The following is a 16,976-nucleotide window of genomic DNA, read 5'->3' as shown; positions in this document are numbered from 1 at the left end:
GGGGCGTATGTATCTCTATTCCGGGTTCATCTACAACCAGTACAAGAAGTTACCGTTACAGATTGTCTTGTATATCGGCAATAAGCCGTTAAACATGAAAAGCAGTATGAAGTTTAAACGAATAAAGTATTCCTACGAATTGATAGACGCCCGTACTCTTGATGGCAACCAACTCATTGACAGTGATGACCCTGATGATATCATATTGGCTATTCTGTGCAGGTTCGACGATGCCGATGTTATGATAAAGAGGATTCTTGCTAAACTCTACCGGTTACAACCCAGAAAAAGGGAGAATTATATAAGGAAATTTCTATATCTTGCCGGATTAAGAAATCTGGCCGCCAAGGTAAAACAGGAGGTACTGAACATGCCGATAACAATTGATTTGGATGAATACGAGTTCTTTAAGGATATCTTTACAAAGGGTGAACTCAAAGGCAGACAGGAAGGCAAGCTGGAAGGCAGACAGGAAGGCATTTTAGAAGGCGAACTCAAAGGCGAACTCAAAGGGATAGAAGGGATGCTTGAAATCAAGTATGGTCCGGAGGGACTGGAGCTTATGGATGTGCTCAGGGGCATTGATAAGGTCGATAAACTTGATGAATTCAGGGCGCTTATCAAGAGGTCCACGTCAGTAGCCCAGTTGAGATTGTACCTGCAGGGTAACGCTTGAGCTTGCCGTTGAACAACGTCTGCCGCAGCTACAGGTTTAAATGCGATTCTGCGATGATCGCAAAGAATGTGAAGAAGGAGGTTTTTTTTATGCGTTTGAGAGATTATTTTCAGCCTGATATGTCAGGATATCCCAGTTTTGGTGCATGTCTTGCTCTCTCTCTCTCTCTCTAGCGCACCTTCAGCAACCTTAATATTTAAGACCCCCAGATTTTTTCTTTTTCACGGTATTTTTTGCGTCTAATTGGACTACCACTTATCAACGTCATTGTTGCATATTGTCCGGCCTTTTTCATCAGCGAAGTAGCAATCAAAGGGCACTCACGCATTTTGCGTGCAAATTAAACACAGTTCGGAGGTACTAAGATGAGGTTTAGTAACACAGGTTTAAAGAAAGTAGTTGGGGTAAACGTAGCGATTGTTGCGTTGCTGTTTCTGACGTTGTCGGCATACGCGGGGTCGGTGCCAAACGTGTTCACGTCGGGGACGGTCGCCAAGTCCAAACGCCAACTTCACCTACCTGGGGGAGCGGAGTTGGGATAAGTCTGGGAGTAATTTGTATTATGGCGGGGGGAATGTGGGGATTGGAGAGAGTAATCCGCAAAGCCTTCTACATATTGGAAGTTCAACAACTAAAGGTGTAATTCAAGTTAGCAATGGAGAACCAAGTACTGGTGATGTTTATATTGGTTTTCCTGAGCATTCCGCCTGGTTTGATATTAGAGCAAACGGATATGGCTCAAATATGTATTTCACTACCAATGAAGGAGCTTGGATGTGGATGGATACTAATGGACAAGAATTGATGCGTCTTCTTGGTGTAAGTTCTAGGCCGGACTCTGGGTATTTAGGCATAGGCACAGTAACGCCCTCCCATCCTCTTCAAATGGGCAGCGGTGCCTACGTAACCACCGGCGGTGTATGGACAAACGCCTCAAGCCGTGAGTATAAGGAAAACATCGAGGAGCTTTCCAGCAATGATGCAATGTTGGCATTAAACTACCTCAAGCCCGTAACCTTCAATTACAAGACCGACAAAACGGATCACCACATCGGCTTTATTGCAGAGGACGTCCCAGACATAGTGGCCACAAAAGACCGCAAGGGTCTAAGCCCAATGGACATGGTCGCACTGCTTACGAAGATAGTCCAGGAGCAGCAGAAGACCATAGCTGAGTTATCGGACAGGGTGAAGTCGCTTGAAAATCAAACCAAATGAAATGATGGAGGCGACAGGATGAGAAGAATTGTCTTAACACTAATGATAGGGCTGCTGATGGCGTCATCGACATGGGCGATCAGCACGTGGGACGGCATGACGTGGGATACGGGCTATTGGGACGTTTCACCGACAGCAACACCAACGCCCACCCCAACACCTACGTCTACACCGACGCCAACTCCTACACCCACAGCGACACCGACTCCCACACCCACGGTAACACCTACACCAACACCTACTCCAACGGCAACGCCCACTCCCACGGTGACGGCAACACCAACACCAACTCCTACACCTACTGTAACGCCGACGCCGACTCCTACTCCATCGGCAACACCAACGCCTACGCCAACAGTAACCCCAACTCCAACCCCGACACCAACGCCGGTAACGTTGACAGTCACAAAACAGGGCACCGGTGATGGCACTATAACAACGTCAACGGGCAGCCTCAACTGGAGCGGTAACATCGGTTCCGCCCTGTATGCGCTTAACACACAGGTGATAGTCACGGCTGTGACTGATAACTCTTCAATGTTTAGCGGCTGGACGGGGTGCGACGTAAACATCGGCAATCAGTGTACGGTGAACATGACGGCAACAAGAAGCATTACCGCCGAGTTTAACGGTGTATGCAAGAGGACGAAGAAGGACTTTGACGGTGACGGCAAGAGCGACATCCTATGGCAGAACTCAAACAATGGCGACGTGGCAATCTGGCTGATGAACGGTGCCTCAAAGAAGTCCGCGGCCTTTGCGGCCAACGGGGTGCCAAAGAACTGGAGGGTTATAGCGTCGGATGACTTTAACGGCGACGGCAAGGCCGATATCATCTGGCAGAATACGGACACCGGCGACGTCTATGTCTGGCTCATGGACGGCACAAAACCAAACAGCGGGGACTACGTCTACCGTAGCATGACCTCTGAGTGGCAGATAAAGGCAATCGGCGACTTTAACGGCGATTGCAGAAACGACGTCCTCTGGCAAAACACAAGCACCAACGACGTAGTTGTCTGGCTCCTCGATGGCGTCAAGATAAAGTCCAGGGACTTCATAGTCAAGGGCGTTCCCGCCGACTGGGAGGTCAGGGGCGTTGGCGATTTTAACGGCGACGGCAAGACCGACATCCTCTGGCAGAGCAAGGACACCGGTGACGTCTACGCGTGGCTCATGGACGGTGTCAAGATACAGGGAAGCAGCGGCTTTGTGGCCAAGGGGATACCGCATCAGTGGCAGATCAGGTCAATCGCCGACTACGATGGCGACGGCAAGAGCGACGTACACCTCCAGGACGTCGATACCGGCAAGATATACGTATGGCTAATGGACGGCATAAAGATCAAGGGTGGCGATTTCGTTAAACCCAAAGGCGGTGCCGGTCAGTCGATGGGTGGATCGGTGCGTGGTTCCGGCGGTGATACCTGGGCCGTGAAGTCGGTCGGAGATTACAACGGCGATGGCATGAACGACATGCTTTGGCAGGACGGTTCAACCGGCGACGTATACATCTGGTTCATGGACGGTACGACTATCAACTCCGGAGGTTATGCCGATCAGGGCGTCCCAAGCGACTGGGGTATCTACTAACAAAGATAAAGAGAAAGAAGGGGAGCGGTTTACGGCAGGGGTGCCTCACCCCCTCCGCCCCCCCCTTCAGAATCCCCCCTGCAAGGGGAGTGGTGAGCCACCCCGGGCACGAATAAGTCCCCTTGACCCCGTATTCTTAACCCTAATGTTCTAAACATTTATGCTCCGTTATTTATCTGTGTGCCCCATTTTTATACCTCCTTTTTTAAAAACATTTAATTATAAAGCTAACATAACTCAGTGTGTAATTACTATACTTTTGCACTTTTTAGCTTTCCAATAAAGCATATCATATTGCTAACATTATGATAAAGATATTGTCAATAGTCAAAAGTCAAATAAAAATTTTTTTACTTGACATTTATATGTTTTCCATGTACACTATAAGTCTAATGTATTGCTATTTATTAGACTTAGGTGCGTCCTAAGTCCTGAGATAACCTGCGAGAGGTTGCGTGCCTCTCGCCTTTTCATTTTTTGAGGTGTTGGATGAGTCAAAGAGTTTGCATTTTTGTTGATGGAGAAAACTTTAGAAATTCGGTAGTCCTGTAGAGGTAGTGATGCATGTAGACTAAACCCTCATTATTCAATAGTCCATGAAAATGAACATCACCTGCCCTTTGCACTTCTGGATTCCTGCTTACGCAGGAATGACATAGACGAGCTAAAAAAGCCATTCCCTGTCATTCCCACGAAAATGGGAATCCATCTTTAAAAACAGCATTAAATGCCTGATTAGGAAAAACCATCAAAGGATAGTATCACTACCTCTACAGGACTACCAGAAATTCTATTGTAGATTTATTTACAGCAGAGTTTAACCAGAACGATTATCTTCCACAAAAAGCTGAGTGGGAGCGATTTTTCGATAGCTTGGTAAAAAAAGTCGATAATGATGGAAAAATAATAAGAACATATTGGTACGTTATTGAAGAAATCGATTTCTATCCATATAAGTTCCCTGATGCAGATGTATACCCGGATAAATTAAAAAACATTCTTATAAAAGAAGAAAATTTAAGAAATAAATTAGAGAACCTGTCAGGTAAAGCCATTACAGATGAAATGAAAAAGATTGTCGAAAACTTAAAAAAGAAACAGCAAGAAATGTTAAAGAGGGCTCGCGGGTGGTCAACACTTCAAAACGGTATATCTGCTAAACATAAGTTCATTGAATTTAGAAAATCCGGAGCAATTAAGTACAATCTATTCAATGGGGAGCTTGGAGAAGAGAAAACTGTGGACGTAAAACTGGCAACAGATATGATAATGCTAAGAGATATTTATGATATAGCAGTTATTGTTTCTGGAGATCAGGATTATGTTCCAGCAGTAAAAGTTGTAAAAGATAGTGGTAAGCATGTTGTTAATGTATCGTTTGAAACCAGAGGTGGCAAGCTATTACCTGGTGGGGCATGGAGATTAAACAGCATAACGGATTGGGGTTTAAAAATACCTTACGAAGAATTCCACGCATTTTTAAATTTTGTTTAATTGCTTTAGGATGGAAACACAGACATTAGAGCCAGACTTTGACGCCTCAAAAGATGAGTTTTTATATGCAAGCGATTTCTATAAGTGGTCACTAAAAACCGCTGAACTATTGAGACAAGGCAGATTTGGTGAACTGGATATAGAAAGCATAGCAGAGGAGATAGAGAGCTTGGGTAAGAGCGAAAAGAAGGAATTACGTAACAGGCTGGCCGTCCTGATAATGCACCTGCTTAAATGGCAATATCAACCTGATAAACGCTCTGAAAGTTGGAAATCAACAATAAGCATCCAGAGGGTAGAGATTAAGTTTGTACTGAAAGATAGTCCAAGTCTAAAGCATATCGTAGAAACAATTATAAATGAAGCCTACGAAAAGGCGATAGTAATGTTTCAAAAAGAAACAAGATTTAGTCAAACAGAACTGCCTGAGACCTGTCCTTATACATTTAATCAGTTAATTGATAACAACTTTTTACCATTATAGAACTGTCGGCTTGTTATGGAAATCATATTTCAGGAGAGGCCTGTTACTTACCGGCCACCATATCACAAGGCAAAAAGCTATCATTGATTATTTGTTCAAAGGTATAAGGGCAAGTGCCAGGTAGTATATCTTTATTAATCCTTGTCTCTTTCTCAAATAGCAGGTTTGCTCTTTCATACGCCTTATCTATAACCAATCCAATTTCATGCTTTAAACTTGGGCTTTCTTCAAGCAACAGGCGAAAATCCATTCTTTGAGTGTCTATCGTCTTGAACCAACTTTTAGAACGCCTTCTTTGGTGATATTGCAGCTTAAGTAAGTGCATTATTAATACAGACAGTCGGTTAAGTAACTCTCTTCTTTCACTTCTACCCATACTCTCTATTTCCTCTGCAATGTTTTCTACATCTATTTCGCTAAACCTGCCATCCCTTAACAATTCAGCACTGTGAATTGTCCACTTGTAAAAATCAGCATTATAAAGAGCTTTATCTGTATGTACTGTTTCTTGAACGCTCATAAAATCCCTTAACATCCACGGCTTAGTTTCCGTCCTTAGTCTCTTTCACCGATAATAGCAGCTTGTTTTCCATGTTTGTAGTTTAACGTATTGTGTGAGTAGTCGTCAATAGGACGAATTGCCTCATCTAAAATCTATACGAAATTATAATAAACCTCAGAGCCTCTTGCAAAAGACAACATGGTTGTGCTACACTTATCGAAATACGCACGCTTATGGCATGGCCGGTGTATAACAACCGGCTCGTCAAATTCGGTCTCCCCGGCACCCGGCGCTCGACACCAGGCGCTCGACACTTGGCACACACGCCAGACGGGGGGCAGAGAAAGCGGAGGCTAAACCGAAAAGGAGGACTTTTTTAGTATGGTTGTTTCGATGAAGGAATTGCTCGAGTCCGGAGTACACTTTGGACATCAGATCAAGAGATGGAACCCAAAGATGAAGAGATATATCTTTGGCGAAAGAAACGGGATATACATAATCGATCTGCAAAAGACGGTAAAAGGCATAGAGGACGCCTACATGTACATCAGAGACATGGCAACATCGGGTGCGGATATGCTGTTTGTGGGAACCAAAAAGCAGGCACAGGACTCCATAGCCGAAGAGGCACAGAGGGCCGGCGCCTTCTACGTCAACCAGCGTTGGCTGGGTGGTATGCTGACAAACTTCACAACCATCAAAAAGAGCATCGAAAAGCTCAAGAAGATCGAGGCCATGAAGGCCGATGGCACCTACGAAGTGCTGCCCAAAAAGGAGGTCTCGGCCCTTGAGAAGGAGCGCACAAAGTTGCAGAAGAATCTCGGCGGTATCAAGGACATGCGCGTACTGCCATCTGCTCTCTTTGTCGTAGACCCGCGCCGGGAGAATATCGCCATTATGGAGGCCAAAAAACTCTCCATCCCAATCATAGCCATTGTCGATACCAACTGCGACCCCGATAACATAGACTACGTTATCCCCGGCAACGATGACGCCATACGGGCAGTAAAACTCGTCACCTCCAAGGTGGCCGACGCCATCCTGGAGGGCAGGGCCGTGCTCAACAAGAAAATGGACGATAACGTCCAGGATTCACAGATAGAAGAGAAAAAGGCTATGGAAGAAGCAGAAGAAAGACAAGAGGAGGTAGTAGCGTAATGAGCATCTCAGCCAGTATGGTAAAGGAGCTAAGGGAACAAACCGGCGTTGGCATGATGGAGTGCAAGAAGGCCCTGACGGAGACCGACGGGGATTTCAACAAGGCAATGGACCTGCTCCGTAAAAAGGGGCTTGCCTCGGCAGCCAAACGCTCGGGGAAAAAGGCCTCCCAGGGCGTGATCTTTTCTTACATCCACATGGACAAGATCGGCGTGATGCTTGAGCTAAATTGCGAAACTGACTTTGTCGCCAAAACGGACGACTTCAGGGAACTGGCCAAGGACATCGCCATGCACATAGCCGCTGCCAATCCATCCTACATAAATCCCACCGAAGTACCCGAACAGGTCGTAGAGCGAGAAAAGGACATATACAGGGCACAGGTGGTTGGCAAACCGGCCAACATAGTGGACAAGATCGTGGAGGGCAAATTGGACAAGTTCTACGCCGACACGTGTCTGGTCAAACAGATATTTGTAAAGGACACCGAAGGCAAACTGACCATACAGGACATAATATCAAGCAAGATAGCCAAGGTCGGTGAAAACATCCTGGTCAGACGTTTTGTGCGCTACCAGGTGGGTGAGACGCTCCAGAACGAAGCGGCAGCTCCCGGTTGTGGCGACGTTGACGCAGCCGCGGCCACCCAGTAGCACAGAGCTGGCAATGGATACACCGAAATACAAGAGAGTGCTGATCAAGTTAAGCGGCGAGGCCCTCATGGGCAGTGAGAGCTATGGCATATCGCCTGATATGGTGCTCTACGCCGCAGACGAGATCAAGGCCGTCTACGAACTTGGCGTCAACATGGCCATAGTCATAGGCGGAGGCAACATATTCAGGGGAGTGGGGGCATCCATCAAGGGCATAGACAGGGCAACGGCAGACTACATGGGGATGCTTGCCACGGTCATTAACGCCCTGGCCTTGCAAAACTCCCTCGAAAAAATAGACGTCCCCACGCGGGTACAATCGGCCATCGAAATGAGGGCGCTGGCTGAACCCTATATCAGGCGCAAGGCCATCAGGCATCTGGAAAAGGGTCGCGTGGTCATCTTTGCCGCAGGCACGGGCAATCCATACTTTACCACGGATACGGCCGCCGCCCTGCGCGCCATGGAGATAGATGCCGACGTCATCTTTAAGGCAACCAAGGTCGATGGCATATACAGCGACGACCCCGTAAAAAACCCAAACGCCCTGCGCTTTGACTCTATCACGTATAAGGAGGTTCTAACCCGTGGCCTGACCGTCATGGACTCCACGGCCATCACCCTGTGTATGGACAACAACCTCCCGATCATGATCTTTAACCTGAAAAACAAGGGAGCCATCAAGGATGCGGTGTTGGGGAAAAAGGTAGGTTCTTTAGTAGGAGGACATGCAGAATGAATAAGGAGCTTCAGCAGAAACTAAACTCCAGGATGAATGGCGTGATAGAGTTTCTCAAGAAGGAGTTTGCATCGATACGCACGGGCAGGGCATCGCTTGCGCTGCTCGATTCAATCACGGTGGATTATCACGGAAGCCACATGCCTGTAAACCAGATAGCGACCCTGGGGCTTCCAGACCCGCAGACGATAACAATACATCCATGGGAACAGAAGATCATACCAAACATAGAAAAGGCGATCCTGAAATCAGACCTCGGCCTCACCCCAATGAACGACGGCAAAATGGTGCGTATACCCATCCCGCCGTTGACCGGGGAGCGTAGGAAACAACTGGTCAAGGTGACAAAGAAAAAGGCCGAAGAGGCAAAGATCGCCATAAGAAATATCCGGCGCGAGATAAACGACGAACTTAAAAAACTCGAAAAAGACGAACACGTAAGCGAAGATGATACGAAGAAGTCTCAGGCAGAGGTGCAGAAGCTAACCGACGCATTTATAAAAACGGTGGACGAGGTGCTTGCGCACAAAGACAAAGAGATAATGGAGGTATGACGTTGCAGATAAACTTTATGCTTAAGGTGGAGGATGCCAAGCTGCCCGATATCCAGAAGGCGTTAAAGGGCGCCGGTATCAAGGTCAAGAGCATTGTCGAGCTACATAAAGAGGGCACCCCGGAGGTGGCAAACACCCCGGAGGTAGTCAACGCACAGGACGGCAACACGAAAGGGGGACAACAGTAGTGGTGATAAACAACGCAAACTCCGACATAAACGACGACGATTACGACAGAAGAGAGGATACCGACGCCATAGTGCCCACCCCGGAAGAGGTCAGGCTCAACGGTGTCAAGAAGGTCCTCTTGCATGAGCGTCAACTGCTCCTGAAGGAGGCCAAGATGGAGATATCCAACTTCACCAGGGGTGAGGAAAAGCAGCTCGTTGAGGCCGCCCTTGATGATGGCGACTGGTCTGTGGTAGACATTGCCGGAGAGATTATCTTGCAGAAGCTGCATCACCACAAGATAAAGCTCAACAAGATAGACGAGGCGCTGAGAAAGATCAAGAATGGCTCCTATGGGGTGTGTGAAGATTGTGGATCGCCTATAAACGAGGCGCGTCTAAAGGTGCTGCCATATGCAACGATGTGCGTAGAGTGTAAGGAGAAACGGGAAAAACTGGAAGAGATAGAAAAGGAGCACTCTTTTCAGTAACAGCCCCGTTCCGGTAAAAAACCCCTGGCAGGGGCCGCGGCGCTGGCAGGGGTGTCACGAACTTTGTTTATACAGGTCTACGACTACTACCACCAGGCACATGACTGCAACGATGGCAATGATGGCAAGGTGTGAGAGCTGTTTGCCTGCAAAGGCCAACAGGAGGATGGCCAGGGCTGTGATTAGTCTCAGGATATCGGGGTCCCGCTTGGTTTTGCTGACGATTGTGGTAGAGGCAAAACGGACTGTCCACAAGGTGAGCAGGCAACAGGTAACGGAACCACAGAATATCCATCGTATAATGTCTGACAGTTCTGGTGTTATGGAACTGGAGATTATCAGCTCGACGCCCACGGCACTTGCTGTGATAAATATGGCCAGAGGCAGGTGTGAGTATATCCAAAGGTTGTAGGCATGAAAGAGTCGTTCTTGTAGCTTATCCCACATATCGGTGCTGTCTGGGTTTTCGAAGTACATAAGCCATAGGCTGATGACGATGCTCAGGCCCATTATGGCGGTGGCCAGAGATGCAGGTGTCCAGTTCAGGGTGTATATGCCGCGCACCACCCCCGATATCGATTCTCCGAGGACTATTATGATGAACAAACCAAAGCGCTCTGGCAGGTGCATAAGATGTGGTGGAAACTCGACCTGCACCTTGCCCAGGATCAGGGGGGTTGCGTAGTCTGCGATGATTGCCATGCCCCATAGTATAAACCTGTACGGGGCCGGCACGAAGACGGAGATAAGCCATATGGCCGCAGCGATGGAAAATCCTAGCATATAGCCCTTGATCAATGCTCCGGCCTCTTTGACGTAGTACATGGCCCTGATGTACTGAATCATGAGCACGGTGCGCACTGCCACATAGCTCAGGGCAAAGGCCACGGAGGATTTACCAAAGCCGTTGGAGACGCTGACAGCCAGTGCCATTACGGCAAACATCTGCAAGATGGTGAGCATCCGGTGTCCGAGATCGTCGGTATCAAAGCGCGTTGCGTAAAAGGTCGCCCCCACCCATGACCACCAAACCGGTATGAACAAAAAGATGTATTGCACAAATCCGTCAAAGGATAAATGGCGTTTTAAAAAGTCCGCCAGTTGCGCAACGACTACCACAAAGATGAGGTCATAAAACAGCTCAAACCATGTTGCGTGTCGCTCTTCTTCTCCCGTGTGGGCGCCTGCTCGTAATCGCGGAGGCTGCCATATGTTTGTCTTCATGTATGTTGCTGGTTCTTATAAAATACGGACATCACGGTGATGTCATCGGACTGTGGAGCACCTTCGGTAAATTTGGTTACGTCGCTGAGGACGATGTCAACCAACATCCTGGCCGACATATTGACGCAGGAGGCGAGTCGTTTTTCAAGCCTGTGCTCACCAAACAACTCGTGGGTAATATTCATGGCCTCGACAATGCCGTCGGTATACAGAAACACGCCATCCCCATTGGATAACTGTATGGTCTCAACGCTGTAAACGGCCTCCGGCATGATGCCAAGTACTATACCAACATCCTTTGTGCCTATCGGCTGTATCTTCCCGTCTGCCAGGAGGTAGGGTGGGTTATGACCGGCGTTGGAGAAGGACATCTCGCCCGTTTTATAGTTTAAGATGACCATGAAGAGGGTTACAAACATGGCGTCCTCGTTATCTTTAGCCAGTTCGTTGTTGACCTTGTACAGAATATCAGTAACGTTGGGATTGCCTGCTGCGATTGCCCGTATGAGCGTCTTTGCAACCGCCATAAACAATGCTGCCGGCATACCCTTGTCGGCAACATCGGCCATCACAAGGCAGAGGTGGTCGTCGTCTATGCGGAAGTAGTCATAGAAGTCACCGCCTACGACCTTGGCAGGGGTGATAAAGGCATGGAGGTCTATGCCGTAGGTCTTTGAGAATTCCTCGCTGTTCTTGGACAACATGTTCATCTGTATCTGACCGGCAAAGGTCAGGGATTCCTCGAGCTTTTGTTTTTCAAAGTTGTCAAAGGTCAGGCCCAGATTGGAGGTAAACATCTCCAGGATGTTCTTATCGAGATTATCAAATCGCTTCCTGCCCTCAATGAATATTGTATTGGCCGGGATACTCTTGTTGGCGAAATAGAGTATACAGGCGTCTTTGATGTAGGTATTCTTTTTTTGGGCAAGCGCATCCTTAAGCATACTGGTAACCTTTATACCTATTGTGTCTTTGACCTCTGCCATTTGCCTGACATTCATGTTGCCATCTGCCTGGACAAAGACCAGGTCATTGAGCACATCGCCAACACTGTCATGGGTGTTCTTAAAGAACAGGACATTTTCCCTGATATTTACCAACGAACCTAACAGCTTCTTGATCCTGACGACGAAGTCATCCGTGGACTTGAACTCAAAAAACGATGCACACGCCGCAAGGATGTTTTGCAGTCCCTTCTCTGCCCGTATGCGCCGCTTGATGTTGATCATCAGGACTGCTATATACACGTTGAGGATCATTAAGACGGCAATAAAACTCCAGATAATTCGCTTGTATTTATAGTAGAACGTCTCAGGCTCATACTTGATAACGGCGTTTTTGGGCAGGTCTGCAACGTCGATATCAAACCTCTGAAGCGCCCTGTAGTCAAATTCCAGGACATGAGGGCTTTTCGTTACAACATCCGGCATAACGCCAGGGGCTTTGCTTCTGAGCACACTGATAGCCAATTTCCCCGCGGTTACACCCTGCTCAATACCACTTATCAACAGGCCGCCAACTATCCCGTAGCCCATCATATAATCCACCACCCCATAGACCGGCACGGCAGAGGCCCCCGTGATCTCAGGCAGCGACTCCGACGGTGTAAACAACTTGCCCGTATTATCCTCAAAAAATGACAAATAAAGCACAACACTGTCGCCGCCTAACTTTGACAACGTATTTTTCAACTCGGATATTGAGACGTTATCATAAAAGACAAACTTTACCTTGTCCTTAAAACGCGGCGCCGTAGCGTCGAATTCAGTCCTGTATAACTTACCCGTGGTGGTTGTATCGCTTATTATGTGTATCTGGGTGGTTTTGGGGTGTACCTTTAATATTAGTTCTACGTTAGCGGCTATATCAGTTTTCTCATTTACTCCTGTGTATAGCTTAAATCCTCCCATTTGTGCAGGATCGAAGTTGTTGGCGCCGCAAAAGACCACAGGGGTGTTGGGTAGTATCTCATCCCTGTATTGCTTCATAAAATTAAGTGCGTCATTATCCGTACAGATAACAAGGTCTATCTTTATCCTGGCATGTCTGAGCTTATTTATCAATAAATCCTTAAACAAGCTAAAGTGCTCTGGCGTATTCACCCTCTTTGTATCCATGTACTCAACCATGAGGATAACCCCCTCCTTTGGTGTCAACACGGACTCAATTCCGCTCTGTTCCTTGTCTGTCCACTCATACCCCTTTGAGTAAGAATTCAGCACCAGGACATACTTCTTCTCCGGTTCATTACCTGCCCCCTCAACATACGAACAAATACCCGACATACACCAAAATATAAAAAATACAACCAATATCTTTCTCGTCATCATCAACTACCTACCTTTATCTTAATTAATTTTTAATGGGGTCAAGGGGGCCTTGCTCCCTTGCAGGGGGTTCTGAAGGGGCCAGGTGCGACCTGGAGCGAAAAAGAAGCGGAGCCGCCCCTTTCTTGCCTTTTCTTTCTCACGACAGCCGTTCATTTAATATAGAGGTTGTTTGCCATGGCGCTTGATTCGTATACCGGGGGCACGTCAAACTTTCTTTCCTTGAGGATAGTGGCATTCATGGCGATCACGCATTTTGAGCTGTTGACAACGGGGATATCCTTTGGGATTTTCTTGTTGTCAAGTATCTCAACGGCCATCTTGGCGGCTACTTCGCCCTGTTCAAACGGGGACGTGGCTATGGCCAACATGCCGCCGTCTTCGGCAAAAAAGGCATTTGTCCCGATTACCGGTATCGTTGACTCCTTAACGGTGGCCGTAATCAGCTCCTTTGGTGTAACGAGTTCGCTGCTGCCAGGGGTGCGTGATACCTTTCTGTAGTTTGAGGTAATGATATAGTCGGCTGATCTGGAAGCCTCTCTAACGGCCTTCTGCCAATCAGGCAGGGAATCCACCAGCTTCGTCCCCACGACAACGATGGGTGACCAGTTGAAGTTTCTGAACCAGCGCTCATCTCCCACGACGGTTTCGGACTTATCCCCGACGAAGAAGACCTTTAGCGGATTGCGGTTTACATCTCTGTTGCTATGTCTGTGGGTGAAGGTCAGGAGACCGTCGGTGAGTGCAGTCAGGGGGAGACGCTCAAGCACGCCGGTGACGTTGTTGGCCTTATCAAAGCCGTAGGTTTTTAAATCATTATTGACGCCGGTAAAGACAATCTTGATTTTTGGGTCATTGATGTAATGCTTGGTGACATAGGCCTGGGCATCGTCATCGGAGGCGATTATAACATCCGGTTGCCATTTGTCAATCATTTTCCTGGCAATGAGGCCGGCGTTTGCCTTGTACGCAGGCCAGGGATGGCGCTTGGTGTCAAGATAGTGCCACCTGACAAAGTAGTGCGACTTGTTTTTAATCACCCGGTTTATCCCCGTATTGACATCACGAACCCATGAGTAATTCGTGTCATAACTGTGCAGGATCAACAGACGCGGTTTGCTGAGATTGAAATACAAGAGCATCAATCCAACCTCAACAACAAAGAAAATGAGAAAGATGTTTACAATGTGTTTTTTCACAGCAGTCCTGCCATTTTCCAGTAAGGTATGGTTGCGTATATCGCTATAATCTTAATCACGTTGACGAGCATGTTAAATTTCAGGAAGGACTTCTCATCATACATCCCCTTGCTAAGGCTCATCTCCTGAAACTGCATGTAGTAAGAGCATTGATAAGGGAACACCCACATTTCACCAAGCACCAGGATGATAAATCCCAGCACCCATGAGTTGACACCTGCCAGGTCGGCCAGAGGCATAAAGACTGCCGCCACAAGGACAATCACTGCATTTATCGGGATGGCCAGACGCATAATAAATATAATCGCACTGAGTATCAGGATAAAGAGATTAAAGTCATAGCGCATGTAGTAAAACAGCCCCGTCAGCTTTCCGGCGATAACAGAGTCAAGGCCAACGCTCTTCATGGTGCTTATTATACCAACAACGGTGGCCAGGTAGATCAGAAACGGCCAGTCTATCTTTTCCTTGAACTCTTTCTTTGAAAGCGTGCCAAATATCAACAGCGCATACAGAATAGACATGGCCAGCCACGGAGGCTGTATCTTATGCAGTGAATAGGTGAGGATCCCCAAAATGAAGATAGCCAATCCTACTAATGTGGCCCACTCCTTAAAGGCCAACCTGCCAAGCAGATCAATCTGTTTTCTTACCTGACCCTTTGACACAATTACCTCTTCATTGTTTTTGTACATGAGGCGCAGAGCTATATAATACAGGATTAGGATAATGAGACCGGTTACCGAGGCCGTAAAAAACCACGACATCCATTGAAATTGCTCCTGCACCTGCAGGGGCATCATACCCAGGACGACAAAGTTGACGGACTTACTGGTAAGAAATATGGCTGAAAACAGTGTGGCTCCCGCAAAGGTTGAGGTGGCAAGTTGCGTGGCGGCCTTGTTTTTGCGTTGCATGTGGGTGGTTTCGATAATATCGTTATAAAAAGGGCTTAAGAGGGCAATCCTCCCGTTTGCTGTGGGAATAATAGGCGTAAGCACGCTACCCATAAACATCATGCCGACATTGAGACCAAACTGCGTCTTTGGCAGTACCAACATCATCAGCAAGATGATCCGGTAGCTCAACCCGGAGGTGATGATCACCGCCCCCAGCCCAAGGACACTCATGGCCATGAAAAACCCCTCCGACACAAACCCCGACAGTATGACCTCGGGTGGCGCTATCCCCAGACACAGCGTCGCCAAAGCGGCAAATATACCCGGCACAAACTCATCCACCAGCTTGAATACCCACATGCCAATTGTGGCCGTTAATATCCCCATAAACAGAAAGGCATTTATGTCAAGCCCGTACTTGTGACCCAGAAACATGGCCAATGGTGAAAACAGACATATACATACCCAACCTGTTGCCTTTAACAGATTCGATTTCCCTGTATCTTTGGGCTTTTGTACCTTTGTCTCTGCAAACCCTACTTCCATTGAGTCGCCGCTTTGCGTCTCATTTTTACAGCGTATAGCGTCTACCAGAAGAGAGAAAAACTTCCCCTTGACCTCCATGTTCTTAGCCAGTACCGGATACAACTTCTCCCTGTGGATCATTAATACCGTTACATCGGTGAATGCGACCGCCGTTGACAAATACTTCATCAGAGCCGTACAGCTTTCTATACCGATCTTCTCTCCCTCGCCGACTATAACGTCGAAGTTATCATAGGTAACCTTAACCTTGCCGCTTGTCAGGATATAAAGATTATCTGCCATATCTCCGGCATTATAAATGCTCTGCCCGCTTGAAAACCGATGTGTTATCACATGTGGTAAGAGGTATGCCATATCACGCTTGTCAATACCTGAAAGTATGTCATCATTGGACAAACGTGAGATTATCCCCTTGCTTATCTGGACTGTATCAGTGCTTTCTATGCCATCCATTTTCCTAAAACAACCCTTGCCCTAATTAATCGTGACGACAAATGTGTACCTGTTTCGGTTGTCTATCCGATTATATTTGACCTCATCGACACCATTTATTGCCAGGAATATTCCGAGTCCGCCGATGGGTCTGTCTTCGAGGGGTTTTTGCAGGGTTTCTTCCTCTATTTTTTCGCGCTGAAAGGGGTCAAACGGTTCCGAGTCGTCATACATAAACACCATGAGCTGGTTGTCACTGCTCTGTACCTCAAAATCAATAACTCCCTCAAGGCCGCTTTCTATATAGCCGTAGTTGATTACGTTTGCGGCTATTTCGTCAATTGCAAGGGCCAGGTTATACGTCTTTTTTTTATCCAGACCAACTTCTTTGGCCTCTTCCGTTACAAACTCTCTTATTGGACTCAGAGAGTCTAATACTGCTGGAAACCCTTTAGTTTTCACTGCGAACCTCCTGTCAGGCAAGTTAACAAAATCATGGCTTATAGGATAGCATATCGGGAAGGGGTTGTCAAGGAGGCGAATTGCATTTGAGAATTTTATGAATTGTTGATAATTTAGCTTGTGTTTAAAAATCAAGGCTACGCGGGATGGGGTCAAGG

At 47.3% G+C, this 16,976-nt stretch carries 19 protein-coding genes; 13 read left to right on the top strand and 6 right to left on the bottom strand.

Going from position 1 to position 16,976, the window contains the following annotated elements:
- From Mcas_RS18545 to Mcas_RS14270, 7 genes are all read left to right on the top strand, one after another.
- On the top strand, positions 1-676 hold a 676-nt coding region (locus tag Mcas_RS18545), incomplete at its 5' end, for an RpnC/YadD family protein (protein ID WP_200873714.1).
- A gap of 365 nt (positions 677-1,041) precedes the next feature.
- Entirely contained in the window at positions 1,042-1,218 is a 177-nt protein-coding gene (locus Mcas_RS18355; protein WP_156033396.1) for a hypothetical protein, read from the top strand.
- A gap of 238 nt (positions 1,219-1,456) precedes the next feature.
- Positions 1,457-1,894 carry a tail fiber domain-containing protein gene (locus Mcas_RS17850; RefSeq protein ID WP_162176338.1) on the top strand — a complete coding sequence of 146 codons (438 nt, stop codon included), beginning with the start codon at positions 1,457-1,459 and terminating at the stop codon, positions 1,892-1,894.
- Between the two features lie 71 nt (positions 1,895-1,965).
- Complete coding sequence (locus Mcas_RS18350; RefSeq protein ID WP_040336223.1) at positions 1,966-2,319, top strand: hypothetical protein; 354 nt, start codon at positions 1,966-1,968, stop codon at positions 2,317-2,319.
- Positions 2,291-3,487, top strand: coding sequence for a VCBS repeat-containing protein (locus Mcas_RS14280; RefSeq protein ID WP_040336222.1), 1,197 nt, complete (start codon positions 2,291-2,293; stop codon positions 3,485-3,487). Before Mcas_RS18350 ends, Mcas_RS14280 begins: the two co-directional genes overlap by 29 nt.
- Before the next feature lie 873 nt (positions 3,488-4,360).
- Complete coding sequence (locus Mcas_RS14275; protein ID WP_040336221.1) at positions 4,361-4,981, top strand: NYN domain-containing protein; 621 nt, start codon at positions 4,361-4,363, stop codon at positions 4,979-4,981.
- A gap of 10 nt (positions 4,982-4,991) precedes the next feature.
- Positions 4,992-5,465, top strand: coding sequence for a DUF29 domain-containing protein (locus Mcas_RS14270; RefSeq protein WP_052567510.1), 474 nt, complete (start codon positions 4,992-4,994; stop codon positions 5,463-5,465).
- Positions 5,466-5,508: 43 nt separating this feature from the next.
- Here the strand turns inward: Mcas_RS14270 and Mcas_RS14265 are convergent, their stop codons facing one another.
- Positions 5,509-5,985, bottom strand: a complete 477-nt coding sequence (locus tag Mcas_RS14265; RefSeq protein WP_040336233.1) for a DUF29 domain-containing protein — start codon at positions 5,983-5,985, stop codon at positions 5,509-5,511.
- A gap of 363 nt (positions 5,986-6,348) precedes the next feature.
- Between Mcas_RS14265 and rpsB the strand changes: the two genes are divergently transcribed.
- Genes rpsB through Mcas_RS14235 form a run of 6 tightly spaced genes read left to right on the top strand, consistent with a single transcriptional unit; the run spans position 6,349 to position 9,729 of the window.
- Entirely contained in the window at positions 6,349-7,125 is a 777-nt protein-coding gene (gene rpsB, locus Mcas_RS14260; protein ID WP_040336220.1) for a 30S ribosomal protein S2, read from the top strand.
- Positions 7,125-7,778 carry a translation elongation factor Ts gene (gene tsf, locus Mcas_RS14255; RefSeq protein ID WP_040336219.1) on the top strand — a complete coding sequence of 218 codons (654 nt, stop codon included), beginning with the start codon at positions 7,125-7,127 and terminating at the stop codon, positions 7,776-7,778. The genes rpsB and tsf overlap by 1 nt, the downstream gene beginning before the upstream one ends.
- A gap of 13 nt (positions 7,779-7,791) precedes the next feature.
- The gene (pyrH, locus tag Mcas_RS14250) at positions 7,792-8,517 is read left to right on the top strand and encodes a UMP kinase (RefSeq protein WP_040336218.1); all 726 of its coding nucleotides are present in this window, start codon (positions 7,792-7,794) and stop codon (positions 8,515-8,517) included.
- Positions 8,514-9,071 (top strand): ribosome recycling factor, encoded by a 558-nt coding sequence (frr, locus tag Mcas_RS14245; RefSeq protein ID WP_040336217.1) that lies wholly within the window; start codon positions 8,514-8,516, stop codon positions 9,069-9,071. The genes pyrH and frr overlap by 4 nt, the downstream gene beginning before the upstream one ends.
- On the top strand, positions 9,068-9,259 hold the full coding sequence (locus tag Mcas_RS14240; protein WP_040336216.1) for a hypothetical protein: 192 nt from the start codon (positions 9,068-9,070) through the stop codon (positions 9,257-9,259). Before frr ends, Mcas_RS14240 begins: the two co-directional genes overlap by 4 nt.
- Positions 9,259-9,729, top strand: coding sequence for a TraR/DksA family transcriptional regulator (locus Mcas_RS14235; protein WP_052567508.1), 471 nt, complete (start codon positions 9,259-9,261; stop codon positions 9,727-9,729). The genes Mcas_RS14240 and Mcas_RS14235 overlap by 1 nt, the downstream gene beginning before the upstream one ends.
- Positions 9,730-9,783: 54 nt before the next feature.
- Here Mcas_RS14235 and Mcas_RS14230 read toward each other — a convergent pair whose 3' ends face one another.
- The 5 genes from Mcas_RS14230 to Mcas_RS14210 all read right to left on the bottom strand — a co-directional run bounded on the left by Mcas_RS14230 (position 9,784) and on the right by Mcas_RS14210 (position 16,818).
- Positions 9,784-10,953: a low temperature requirement protein A gene (locus tag Mcas_RS14230; RefSeq protein WP_040336215.1), complete on the bottom strand. Its 1,170-nt coding sequence runs from the start codon at positions 10,951-10,953 to the stop codon at positions 9,784-9,786.
- Positions 10,950-13,283, bottom strand: coding sequence for an ABC transporter substrate binding protein (locus Mcas_RS17115; protein WP_052567507.1), 2,334 nt, complete (start codon positions 13,281-13,283; stop codon positions 10,950-10,952). The genes Mcas_RS14230 and Mcas_RS17115 overlap by 4 nt, the downstream gene beginning before the upstream one ends.
- Positions 13,284-13,432: 149 nt before the next feature.
- Positions 13,433-14,479 (bottom strand): ABC transporter substrate-binding protein, encoded by a 1,047-nt coding sequence (locus tag Mcas_RS17110; protein ID WP_052567506.1) that lies wholly within the window; start codon positions 14,477-14,479, stop codon positions 13,433-13,435.
- Positions 14,476-16,377 carry an SLC13 family permease gene (locus tag Mcas_RS14215; RefSeq protein WP_040336214.1) on the bottom strand — a complete coding sequence of 634 codons (1,902 nt, stop codon included), beginning with the start codon at positions 16,375-16,377 and terminating at the stop codon, positions 14,476-14,478. Before Mcas_RS14215 ends, Mcas_RS17110 begins: the two co-directional genes overlap by 4 nt.
- A gap of 21 nt (positions 16,378-16,398) precedes the next feature.
- Positions 16,399-16,818: an ATP-binding protein gene (locus Mcas_RS14210; RefSeq protein ID WP_040336213.1), complete on the bottom strand. Its 420-nt coding sequence runs from the start codon at positions 16,816-16,818 to the stop codon at positions 16,399-16,401.
- Positions 16,819-16,976 lie beyond the last annotated feature (158 nt).

The sequence above is a fragment of the Candidatus Magnetobacterium casense genome, from assembly GCF_000714715.1.
GTDB lineage: Bacteria > Nitrospirota > Thermodesulfovibrionia > Thermodesulfovibrionales > Magnetobacteriaceae > Magnetobacterium > Magnetobacterium casense.
This window is presented reverse-complemented; position numbering and strand designations above follow the sequence as displayed.